Origin of the sequence: Barnesiella sp. B2-R-119 (assembly GCF_023656675.1) — a bacterium.
GTDB classification, from domain to species: Bacteria; Bacteroidota; Bacteroidia; order Bacteroidales; family Barnesiellaceae; genus Barnesiella; species Barnesiella intestinihominis.
Genome location: NZ_JAMOKL010000001.1, coordinates 615,446 through 628,127, shown reverse-complemented (window position 1 = coordinate 628,127; position 12,682 = coordinate 615,446). Strand labels below are relative to the sequence as shown.

The 12,682-nt window shown below is 44.1% G+C and carries 6 protein-coding genes; 5 read left to right on the top strand and 1 reads right to left on the bottom strand.

Annotation, left to right across the window (positions count from 1 at the left end; translation table 11 throughout):
• Positions 1 to 108 precede the first annotated feature (108 nt).
• From NBH06_RS02320 to nifJ, 3 genes are all read left to right on the top strand, one after another.
• Entirely contained in the window at positions 109 to 1,284 is a 1,176-nt protein-coding gene (locus tag NBH06_RS02320) for an OmpA family protein (protein ID WP_021891909.1), read from the top strand.
• A 247-nt stretch (positions 1,285 to 1,531) separates the two neighbouring features.
• On the top strand, positions 1,532 to 2,710 hold the full coding sequence (locus tag NBH06_RS02315) for an ATP-binding protein (protein ID WP_250792583.1): 1,179 nt from the start codon (positions 1,532 to 1,534) through the stop codon (positions 2,708 to 2,710).
• Between the two features lie 46 nt (positions 2,711 to 2,756).
• Entirely contained in the window at positions 2,757 to 6,320 is a 3,564-nt protein-coding gene (gene nifJ, locus NBH06_RS02310) for a pyruvate:ferredoxin (flavodoxin) oxidoreductase (RefSeq protein ID WP_250792581.1), read from the top strand.
• A gap of 585 nt (positions 6,321 to 6,905) precedes the next feature.
• On the opposite strand, the gene NBH06_RS02305 is transcribed toward nifJ, so the two are convergent.
• Positions 6,906 to 7,601, bottom strand: a complete 696-nt coding sequence (locus NBH06_RS02305) for a Crp/Fnr family transcriptional regulator (protein WP_008861130.1) — start codon at positions 7,599 to 7,601, stop codon at positions 6,906 to 6,908.
• 206 nt (positions 7,602 to 7,807) lie between these two features.
• Between NBH06_RS02305 and NBH06_RS02300 the strand changes: the two genes are divergently transcribed.
• Together NBH06_RS02300 and NBH06_RS02295 are read left to right on the top strand one after the other, a co-directional pair.
• Positions 7,808 to 8,401 (top strand): MarC family protein, encoded by a 594-nt coding sequence (locus NBH06_RS02300; RefSeq protein ID WP_008861129.1) that lies wholly within the window; start codon positions 7,808 to 7,810, stop codon positions 8,399 to 8,401.
• A 280-nt stretch (positions 8,402 to 8,681) separates the two neighbouring features.
• Positions 8,682 to 12,560 (top strand): hypothetical protein, encoded by a 3,879-nt coding sequence (locus NBH06_RS02295; RefSeq protein ID WP_250792579.1) that lies wholly within the window; start codon positions 8,682 to 8,684, stop codon positions 12,558 to 12,560.
• The last annotated feature ends 122 nt before the right edge of the window (positions 12,561 to 12,682 follow it).

The window sequence follows — 12,682 nt, the reverse complement described above, 5'->3', positions numbered from 1 at the left end:
TATCTTTATCCCCAAATTCAATTGGGTCTATAAAATGATTGATTTTCATATCTTTTATATGCTGGTCGATCGAATGTTAAACATATATTAATTAAAAATAATAGTAGTATGAAGAAGACTGTATCTGCAATTTTGCTTACAGGTGTTTTTGCAGCAATGCCGGCAATGGTTGCAGCGGCTTCCCAAGAGGAGGCTAAGACAGAACCTTCCAAAGAAATTGTCTTGAATAAGTTTAAAGACAATTGGATGATTTCACTTGAAGGCGGGGTCGATTTTAGTTTAGGGAGATTTGATAGCCATGCCGATTTTGGTAAGCGTATTGCTCCTGTGTTTGGTCTTAATGTCGAGAAATGGTTTTCTCCTGTTATCGGGTTGCGTTTGGGCGCTGATTATTATGGAATGAAAGGAGCTGCTTTATGGGGTAATGGCATGAGTGGCGAGATGCTCGACAATACTTATTACAAACAATCGTATGCTTTAATAACGCCGGCTCTTGATGTGATGGGCGATTTGGCAAGTTTGTTCTGTGGATATCGCGAGCGCGTTTATTCTCCTATTTTATATGTCGGTATGGGAATTCCTGTTGCAGTTTCCGGTGATGGAGATATTGCCGATTGTGTCAATATGGGTATGAGAGGCGGTTTGTTAAACCGTTTCCGTTTAAGCGATGCTTGGGCTATCAATTTGGATCTCCGTTTCGATGTGTTTGAAGAGACTGTTGCCGGGGAAGGAAATCATGCTAAGACTCTTTCTGCTTTGGTGGGTGTAACCTATAAGTTCAAGGGCCGTGGTTGGAATGCTCCGGTTGTGCCTGTTGTAGCTCCGGTTGTGGGTAAATACAGCGATGCGGAAGGAGATGCTCTTGTCGCTCAATTGCGTGATGCCAATCGAAAAATAGCAGACCTCGAACAACAATTGGCCGAATGTAAGAATCGTCCGGCAGAAAAGATCGTTGAGGAGCAGGCTCCTGTGGTTACCGTTTATTATAATATAAATAGTTCGGAACTGCAAGGGAAAGACAGAGTAGTGTTGAAAGCTGTTGCAAAGGCTATTAAAGCCAACAAGGATACGAAGTATGTGATTACCGGTTATGCCGATAGCGAAACAGGTACGGCAGCCTTCAATGCTAAGTTGCGTAAAGCTCGTGCCGAGAGAGTCTATGATGCCTTAGTATCTTATGGCGTTAGCCCCGATCAGTTGGAACAAAAGACCAGCGATGCAAAACTCGATCGTTTTGGTTCTTATATTCTCGATCGTGCGGCAACGATTTCTCCTGCGAAGTGATAATTATAACGAATAAATAAATTAAGAGAGATTATCGAGGTTCGGTAATCTCTCTTGTGTTATATGGGTATTTCTGATGAAATATTATTGTGTTTGTTTATTATAGGAGCTTATGAGTGGGGAAGATACTTCTTTGAAATAATGTTAAAATAAAAAGTAATAAACACTATCATATTATAAATTGCAAAGTCGGCTTGCCAAAATAGTGGTGTTTTATTATCTTTGTGGCCTGTTTAAGAGAGAAGCCGTGGAATCGTTTTATAGAACACACAAGTATCTCGTCGAGCATGTAGAGTCTCCGGTGAAACGGGACTTAATGTATCAAATCGACAAAAACAGCCGTTTGGTAGGTATAAAGGGTAGCCGAGGGGTAGGAAAAACCACATTTTTGCTGCAATATGCCAAAGAAAATTACGGCTTAGACCGGTCGTGCTTATATATAAATCTCAATAATTTATATTTTACAGAGCATACTCTGAGAGATTTTGCAGAACGTTTTTATGGACAAGGGGGACGGGTATTACTGATAGATCAGGTATTTAAGTATCCGGGTTGGTCGGAGGAATTGAAATATTGTTATGATCATTTGCCCGAATTGAAAATAATTTTTTCCGGTTCGTCGGTTATGCGATTAAAAGAGGAGAATCCGGTATTGGCCGGATTGGTCGATTCTTATAATCTGCGAGGGTTTTCATTTCGGGAATATTTGAATTTGATGGCTTCGACTCATTTCCCTTCATATTCACTTAGCGATATTATAACCAATCATAGGGCTATCGCTCAGGAAATTTGTGCGCAAGTAAATCCATTAGATTATTTTCCGGGGTATTTGCATCATGGATATTATCCGTTCTTTTTGGATAAATCGAATTTCTCGGAAAATCTGGTTAAAAATATCAATATGATTATGGAGGTGGATATTCTGTTGATTAAGCAAATAGAATTGTCCTATCTCCCGAAGGTTCGTCGTTTAATGTATTTGTTGTCGGTTCATTCGCCGGCACCCACTAACGTGAGTCAGTTAAGCAAGGATATTCAAATTTCAAGAGCGACGGTTATGAATTATATTAAAAGTTTGAAAGATGCGAGGCTTATTAATATGCTTTATCGGGTAGGGGAGGAATTTCCTAAAAAACCGGCTATGGTGTATATGCATAATACGAATATTATATATTCCAATCGGTCGGTTCAGGCAGATCCTCAATCGATTCGCGAAACCTTTTTTTATAATACGTTGCACAAAGATCATCGTTTGAATATGGGTAGTAAAAACGCTCAGTTTTTGGTGAACCGAGAACTTTTGTTCAGAATACAAGGGAGTGTGCCCCGCAGTCGTATCAACCCTCATTTTTATTATGCGGTAGACGATTTGAAAATAGGTAGTGAAAACTTGATACCTTTGTGGTTGTTGGGGTTTGTGTATTGATTTAGAGATGAAAAAAACAATATTAATTACTTAATAACAAGAAAAGATGAGTAAACAGAAAAAATTTTTAACTTGCGATGGTAATCAGGCCGCAGCGCATATCTCGTATATGTTTTCTGAGGTCGCAGCCATCTATCCCATCACTCCGTCATCTACTATGGCTGAGTATGTAGATGAGTGGGCTGCTGCCGGACGTAAGAATATTTTCGGGGAAACCGTCCTCGTACAAGAAATGCAATCTGAGGGTGGAGCTGCCGGAGCAGTTCATGGTTCTTTGCAGGCAGGTGCGTTAACGACAACTTATACAGCGTCTCAGGGACTTCTGTTGATGATTCCCAACATGTATAAGATTGCCGGAGAATTGTTGCCTTGCGTGTTCCATGTATCGGCACGTACGTTGGCATCTCATTCGCTTTCCATCTTCGGTGATCACCAAGATGTGATGTCGACTCGGCAAACGGGATTTGCCATGTTGGCCGAAGGGTCTGTGCAAGAGGTGATGGATTTGGCCGGTGTAGCTCATTTATCAACGATTCGGTCGAGAGTGCCTTTTGTAAATTTCTTCGATGGATTCCGTACATCGCACGAAATACAGAAAATAGAGGTTCTTGAAAATGAGGATTTAGCTCCGCTTATCGATCAGAAGGCTTTGGCCGAGTTCCGCGCACGAGCATTGAATCCCGAGACTCCGGTTATGCGGGGTATGGCCGAGAATCCCGATACCTTCTTCCAACATCGCGAGGCTTCCAATAAATTTTATGAAGCTGTTCCTGCTATCGTAGAAGACTATATGCAGGAAATCAATAAGATTACCGGTCGTGATTATCATTTGTTCAACTATTATGGAGCCGAGGATGCCGATCGTGTAATTATAGCGATGGGTTCGGTAACCGAGGCTGCTCGTGAGGCAATCGACTATTTGATGGCAAAAGGCGAGAAAGTAGGTTTGGTCGCTGTTCATTTATATCGTCCTTTCTCGGCAGAACATTTCTTGTCAGCCCTGCCTAAGACGGTTAAACGTGTGGCTGTGCTCGATCGTACCAAAGAACCGGGCGCTAATGGCGAGCCTTTGTATCTCGATGTTAAAGATGTATTTTATGGTAAAGCCGATGCTCCGCTTATCGTTGGCGGTCGTTATGGTTTGGCTTCGAAAGATACGACTCCGACACAGATTTTGTCGGTATATGAAAACTTGTCTTTGCCTGAGCCCAAGAACCACTTTACTATCGGTATTGTCGATGATGTCACTTTCACGTCTCTTCCTCCAAAAGAAGAATTGGCATTGGGCGGCGAAGGTATCTTCGAAGCTAAATTTTATGGTTTGGGAGCCGATGGTACGGTAGGTGCTAACAAGAACTCTGTAAAGATTATCGGTGACAATACCGATAAATATTGTCAGGCCTATTTCTCCTACGATTCGAAAAAATCGGGAGGTTTCACCTGTTCTCACTTGCGTTTCGGCGATACGCCTATTCGCTCTACATATTTGGTGAATACGCCCAATTTCGTGGCTTGTCATGTTCAAGCCTATTTGCACATGTACGATGTGTTGCGCGGAATTCGTCAGAACGGTACGTTCCTGTTGAATACGATTTGGACTGCCGAAGAGCTGGTTAAGCATTTGCCTAATAACGTGAAACGTACATTGGCACAGAAAAATATTTCGTTCTATACGATCAATGCTACGAAGATTGCTCAGGAAATAGGTTTGGGCAATCGTACGAATACGATACTTCAATCGGCGTTTTTCCGCATAACAGAGGTGATTCCCGTGGATTTGGCTATCGAGCAGATGAAGAAATTCATCGTGAAGTCCTACGGTAAAAAAGGCGAAGATGTCGTAAACAAGAACTATGCTGCCGTAGATCGTGGAGGTGAATATGAGAAGGTGACGGTAGATGCTGCATGGGCAAATCTACCCGACGACGAAAAAGCCGAAAGCAAAGCTCCCGAATTTGTAGAAAATGTTGTGAAGGTTATCAATGCACAAGCCGGCGATGACCTGCCTGTTTCTGCATTCTCTGGAATCGAAGACGGAACTTGGCCTGCCGGAACCGCTAAATATGAAAAACGCGGTGTTTCTGCTTTCGTCCCTGTTTGGAACAGTGAAAACTGTATACAATGTAACAAGTGCGCTTACGTTTGTCCTCATGCTTCTATCCGTCCGTTCGTCCTTGATGAAGCCGAATTGGCCGCTTCTCCTTACAAGGCTGGCGAGACTCTCGAAATGAAAGCTCCTGCTGCCATGAAGGGTATGCACTTCCGTATGCAGGTAGATGTTCTCGACTGCTTGGGCTGTGGCAATTGCGTAGATGTTTGTCCGGGCAATAAGAACGGTAAGGCTCTGTCTATGTCCGATTTGGAAAGCCAGTTGGGCGAGGCTCCCCGTTGGGATTATTGTGCCGAGAGTGTGAAGAGCAAACAACACTTGGTAGATATTAAATCGAACGTGAAAAATTCGCAGTTCGCTACTCCGTTGTTCGAGTTCTCGGGTGCATGTTCGGGTTGCGGTGAAACTCCCTATGTAAAATTGATTTCTCAGCTTTTCGGCGACCGTGAAATGGTAGCTAACGCTACGGGCTGTTCTTCGATCTATTCGGGTTCGATACCTTCTACTCCTTACACAACGAACGATAAAGGTAAGGGTGTCGCTTGGGCCAATTCGTTGTTCGAAGATTTCTGTGAGTTCGGTTTGGGTATGACGTTGGCCGTTGAAAAAATGCGCGAGCGTTTGGTGAAATTGATGAATCGAGCCATCGAGGGCGATAGCTGTCCGGCAGAGACCAAAGAACTGTTCGCTGCATGGATTGCCGATAAAGACAATACCGAACGTTCTATCGAGCTCGAAGCTCAAATTACACCTATCGTGAAAGCTAATGCCGATAAGTGTGAAATATGTAAAGAGATAGCTTCATTGAGTCAGTATCTTATCAAAAAATCACAGTGGATTATCGGTGGTGACGGTGCTTCGTACGATATCGGCTTCGGTGGTCTTGACCATGTTTTGGCATCGGGCAAAAATGTGAATATCCTCGTTTTGGATACCGAAGTATATTCGAATACCGGTGGTCAGGCTTCGAAAGCTACTCCGGTGGGAGCTATCGCTAAGTTTGCCGCAGCGGGTAAACGGGTTCGTAAGAAAGACCTCGGTCTTATCGCTTCGACCTATGGATATGTATATTGTGCACAGGTGGCCATGGGAGCCGATCAAGCTCAGACCTTGAAAGCTATTCGTGAGGCAGAAGCCTATGATGGTCCTTCTATCATCATTGCTTATGCGCCTTGTATCAACCACGGTTTGAAAGCCGGTATGGGTAAGGCTCAGGCCGAGGAAGCTGCTGCCGTAGCATGCGGATACTGGCACTTGTGGCGTTACAATCCCGAGTTGGAAGCCGAAGGCAAGAATCCGTTCACATTGGACAGCAAGGAACCGCAGTGGGAAAAATTCCAAGACTTCTTGAAAGGAGAGGTTCGTTTCGCTTCTGTCATGAAACAATATCCTTCGGAGGCTGCGGAACTGTTCAAAGCTGCCGAGGACAATGCTAAGTGGCGTTACAATAACTATCGTCGTTTGGCAAAACAACAATGGGGTGTTGAACAGGAAGATTAAAATTCAGTCTTTCACATAATCGAAAAAGGGGCTTGCCGTGTGCGAGCCTCTTTTTTTATGCAACAAGCTATTCAACCTTCTCCCCCCTATCCTACCTGCCTGTCTTTTCTAACCCCTCCGTCCTTCGGACACCTCCCCTATATGGCTAACGCCACACAGGGGAGGTGTGTGATGCATTTCGTACTTTTGTTACAGTTCGGCGAATCTTTTATGTAACAAGTTATTCAACTTCCTCCCCTATAATTGCATAGTAAAGCACCCCGTAAGGCTACGGGACACGGCAGGGAGGAGGTTTAATCTCTATTGAGTCGCTACTGGGTATTGCCGGATAACGATATAAGAAGCTGTTTTAAATTTATTGAAAAATAATATTATCATTGCAAGCAGGTATATTTCGGCCATATTGAGCCCCTGTCTCTCATCTAGAATCCCTTGATTTTTGTCAATAGCCCGCTATTGACTGCGTATCTCGGACTCCAATCTGCTTCAACATAGGGCTCAATCTGTCTCGGAATAAATTTAAAACAGCTTCAAAAAAACGGAGCAGTAGTGCTGCTCCGTGGAATAAAATGGGATAGGGTTATGCTAAAAGTCGTCTTTGCTTGTGCCGAGTAACATATCTTTTAATCGGGACCGGTCTAAAATGATGATTTCTTTTGCATTGTAATCGATGATACCGTCTTCTTTCAATTCATCGAGGGTAGACAGGAATACCGACCGTTGCACACCGAAGAAAGCATATAAATCTTTTTGTTTGCAGATGATGCGTATGTCGACCGATTTTTGTTGCGTGAGACTCAACACCCAAAATGCCAGTCGTTCTTTGAGGTCGTTGGACGAAAGAGCCGTAAAACTTTCGAGTGCCTTTTGCGATCTGCGAGAGAGTATGTTCAACAAATTGATGAGGAAGATAGGCTCTTCTTGTAACATTTGTATGACCGAGGCTTTTTCTATTTGCATGATTCCTACGGTTCCTACGGCATAAAGATTAGCCGGGAAATAGGTGTCGCGGCCGAATAGATGGTCGGGAGCTATTACATTAGGAGCTTGTATCAGCTCTGTAATTCTCATTTTCTCGTTTTGTGTAATCAGTTCGGAGCGAATTTCTCCCGAGATGAGAAATTTCAAATGATTGCATTCTTCCCCACTCGTGACGATTTTTTCTCCGTCGGGATATTTGAGAAAATGAAATTTCATTTTCTCGATTAATTCCGAAATTTTATTTCGGCTGACTCCTTGAAAAATAGGGAGCTGTAATAAAACATCATACATGCTGTCCATACGCTATACGATTAGATTCTTCAAAACTAACAAAATTTTTTTACTATGTTTCGTTATAAAAGCTAAAACATCTTCTTTGTTTAGAAACTATTCATTTCTTTTTTTTTCATTAACTTTGTACCGGATAAGATAGAAATCGTGTAAATGTGAGTGTATATAGACTCTTGTATTTACCTTGTTGTCGTACACCTTAAACTATGTAGAATATGGAAATAATATCGTTTCGTTTTCAGGATTTCCTGAGTGCTTTTATTATTTTGTTTGCTGTAATCGATATAACGGGGCTTACTCCTATTATTATCGATATGAAGCAGAAGGGACAAAATATTATCGCTTGGAAAGCGGCAGTCTATTCGTTGGTTACATTCCTCGCCTTTCTGTTTATGGGGAATATGATACTCAATCTGTTTCAAGTCGATATTTCTTCGTTTGCCATTGCCGGCGCGCTGGTTATCTTCGTGATGGCCATAGAGATGTTGCTTGGGGTGGAGATTTTCAGGAATGACGGGCCCGAAGGTGCAGCATCGATCGTACCGATCGTTTTCCCTTTGATTGCCGGCGCCGGCTCTTTTACTACTCTGTTGTCGTTGAGGGCTCTGTATGGGTTAGGTAGTATTCTGGCCGCTTTGTTCTTGAATATTCTTGTTATCTATGTTGTTATTCGCAATGTCCATATTTTGGAGCGTGCTTTGGGGAAAACGGGGGTTTATGTATTGCGTAAGTTCTTCGGTATTATTTTATTGGCACTTTCGGTTCGCATGTTTTTGCAGAATCTTTCCATTGCTCTCGAATCATTCTGATGCATACCGATTATATATTTGAAAAGAGGGGTGGCGATTTCGTCACCCCTCTTTTTATGACATTTATTTATATAATATATAGAATATTATGAAAACCAATACTTTGTTATGCTGTAATATGTTATTTTTTATTTAATTTGCAATTCAGAAAAAAGGGAAATCTGTAAAAGAGGGACTTATCGCAGGTCGGGAATGTTTTTCCTATTTTTTTCAGTTTTATAGGTTGTGAATGAGAAAGGCTTACAGGACTCAATTCGTGCATAATTTTAATATATACGATATGAAAAAATGGTTTACATTAATCGGGTTGTGTTGTCTAATGACCGGTATGATTTCGGCGACTAACCAACCTTTGAAAAGAATCTCTCCTGTGCAGGCGGCACAGATGCGATTGGGGGTATTGAACGAGGGGACTACCCGAATGGAAGGGACTGTTCGGCCGGTCGATACGAAAAACATCGGCCGGATATTATCGCGGTCAGCCGTTTCTTCGGTTACCGGGAATTCGTCGGCGTTTCGGAATGCCGTTTCCGCCGACTCTTGGCTCGCTGATGGGAATTACGATATTTCTTGGTATGACGAGACGAAAGACGAATTTTCTCTTTCCTCTCCGGCACAGTTAGCCGGGTTGTCCTATTTGGTCCGTGCAGGTAAGAATTTCCAATATTGTACGGTACGTTTGTCTGCAGATATCGATTTGTCGAATTACAAATGGATTCCGATAGGTACAAGAGGAGTTGAGTTTAAAGGTCTGTTCGATGGTGGCGGCCATACGATCTCCGGTTTGCATACGGATATGGAGAAGTTTTCAGGATTGTTCGGGGCGGTTGCTTCTACCGATATTCGTAATGTCATGCTCTCCTCGTCTTGCGTGGTGGTCGGCTCTGTGGCCGGTTCCATAGCCGGGAGTATGAATGAAAGTGCGATTATGAACTGTCGTTCCGATGCTGCGGTGCAGGGATATACCGCAGGCGGTTTGGTCGGGAATGCCGACAACTCTTCGGTATTGGCATCTATCTTTAACGGTCGTGTGTCGAAACTCGAAGCTGCGAATGCTTGGGAGGGAAGCTATACGGCGACTGCGGCTTCTCCTTTTGAGGGAGAGGGAACTCAAAGTTTCGAGATGACCATCGAAGCCGATGATTCGTCTCCCGAAAGATTGACTATCGATTGGAGGTCTTCGAGGTATGATTTTACTTACACGTTGACAGGTTCTATCGGAGGGGACGGTTGTTTGCATATTTCCATAGGGGAACAACAATTAGGATATACCATGATGTTGGTCAGATATACCAATGACGGGATTTTTGCCTCCGGGGAGGTTGTCGGTAGCCTGTCCGATGACGGTAACACCATCACTTTTTCTGTTTCTCCCGCCTCTTATTTGATGATTGCTTTGGTTGAAAATGATCAGGTAACCGGTTGGTTGGAAGGCTATGTACCGCCGTTCATGGCTGTTAAGAACGAAGCGCAGATAATGACGGGCGGTATTGTCGGGACGTCCTACAATACCTTTTTGGAGAAATGTTTTTATGGGGACGGTTGTGCCGGAGACGGTTACAATGATATAGGAACTGCGTTACCTTCGGACGAATTGCTTTCCGATGCGCAGGTGCGTACGATGAATTCAGCTGCGTCGGGTATCGTTTTGAGCGATCCTTTCGTATCTTCTTTGAAGATGTGGAGACCGGGAGAAAACGGACCTGCATTGATAGAGGAGGATTATGTGCAGTCCAATTGGTGGACTTCGGAAGGAAACTACGATGTCTCGTGGTATGACGAATCTCGTACCGAGTTCACTATTTCTACTCCGGAGCAGTTGGCGGGATTGGCTTATTTAGTGAATACGTATCACCAATTCCGGGGAAAAACCGTTACACTGGCGAATGATATCGATTTGGCGGAACATTTATGGGTTCCTATTGGCCGTTACTTTATTTCTTCGCGATGGCAATCGCAGGCGTTTTTTGCCGGAACATTCGACGGTGGTGGTCATACGATACATAACTTGAACGTGAATATAAAGATTTATTCCTATATAGATCCCGAAGTATCGGGATTGTTCGGTCTTGCTACTGGTGTTATTAAAAATGTGACTTTGGCGGAGGATTGCGCAGTGCAGGTTACCGCTACCGGTTCACAGTTTGTTCAGGTAGGAGGCCTTTGCGGAGTGTTGGGTGGTAATTATATTACGAATTGTCATAATCGGGCATATATAGAGGTTAGAAGCCTTTTCGGTAATATATTCGCCGCCGGTATTTTGGGATTTGACAACTCATATAATCCGGTTTATAATTGCTCCAATGCGAATGATGTTGTAGGCGTTTCGACTTGGGGTTTTGTGTATGTCTCGGGGCTGGTGGCAGCTAATGCGAAGGTAGTGAACGGGTATAATATCGGGAATATATCGGGTACGGGACCGAGTGTGGAGGTCGGGGGAATAACCCCCTCGTTTGCGCAGTTGAATAATGTGTATAATGCCGGTCGACTTACGGCGACAGGACGATCGATTATTCCTGAGTCGGAGCCGGTTGCAACGGCTTTCCCGATTGCCGCTTCTTACGGTGCGAGTGTTGAAAATGGTTATTACGATATCGCTTGTGTGGAAGATACGACCGGAATGAATGTCAAGGGTACGGCGATGACGGCCGATGAAATGAAATCCTTTGCGTTTGCCGAATTGCTGACCTCCTATGCAGCCTCTCTTGTCGAGAGTGATCCCGACCTGCCCGACCTGCTTTCTTGGACGGTTCGATCGGAAGAGAACGATGGTTTCCCCGTATTCGGTGAGGCCGTAGAGGCCGGCGGTTGGTGGACTTCGGCCGGAAATTACGATATTTCGTGGTATGACGAGGCCGAGGATTCGTTCTCCATTTTCTCCCCGGCACAACTGGCGGGTGTGGCTTACTTGGTGAAGAACGGCCGGACTTTCGAGGGTAAAACAGTCACTTTGACCGGGAATATCGATTTGGACGGGCTTAAATGGGAACCGATAGGAAAAGCGAATTTACAGCAAATTTTTAAGGGTGTCTTTGACGGGGGTGGCTACGAAATACATAACCTTCGTTCGGAAGTGATATCGACCGGTGAGGCTTATTCCGGACTTTTCGGAGCTATTTATCAGGCACAGGTCACCCGTGTGGTTTTAGCGGAAGATTGTGAAATACGGACTTCCTATTATGGCGGCGGTGTTGTGGCTTATGCTCAGGAGTCGGAAATTGTTTCATGCGAAAATCGGGCTTCTGTTTCGTTTGAAGGCCCCGCCGGATATGTAGGTGGGATAGCCGGGTATGTTGTTTCGACTTCTTCGATCGATCGTTGTGAGAATCTCGGTATTGTAACCGGTACGGTTCAACCTTCCGATAATTATGCCTCTTGCCTTGTTTATGCCGGCGGTATTGCGGGAGTTAATCAAGAGTCCGCGATTATAAACAGCAGCAATCATGCAGTTGTCGCGGTAGAGGCTTTGCCGGAATATGATTCTTGTGCAGGGGGGATTGTCGGGTATAACTCCGGGAGTTCGACGTTTATTGCGAACTGTTATAATGTGGCAGGAGTGCGGCTGTCGGGATCTGGTTTTGCCGGAGGAATATTATCTTATACCGATAATGCCGATATTCGTGTGGCAAATTGTTATAATATAGGAACCGTATCGGGTGTCCCCGGAAAATCGTACCCGGTCGTACCGATTTTATCGGCCGATTCGGAGGATTGTTATTATCTGATGAATTGTGTGGAAGGGGAAGGCTCTTATGCCGGAACGGCGTTGACGGTCGACTATATGAAATCGACGGCTTTTGCCGTAAGATTGAACGATTGGTCCAAGACAAACAATTCCTCGGAAACAGGCCGGCAGACTCTATATTGGAAAGTCGAGGATGCCGAGAATGACGGGTATCCGGTATTTACCGATCAGGATCCCGGTTATACCGGTGTAGAATCTGTGGTATCGGGCGTGCGGATATATCCGACGACTGTATCGGGAGAGCTTTTCGTTTGTGGAGCCGAGAGTCCGATTTATATTTGTAACCTTGCCGGGCATATCGTTTCGATTATCGATCCGACAGAAGAAATTACAGTCGTGGATATGTCGAGACTGGTAGCCGGTGTTTATTTGGTGAGGACGGGAGATAAAGTCGTACGTTTGGTAAAACTATAAATAATTAGTCGTTATGAAAAAGGTTCCGATGAAAATCGGAACCTTTTTTGTTTTAGAACGGTTATAAGGTGTTGATATATTGTCGATTGTAACTATATGTTTAAGAACATACCATTTTCGCT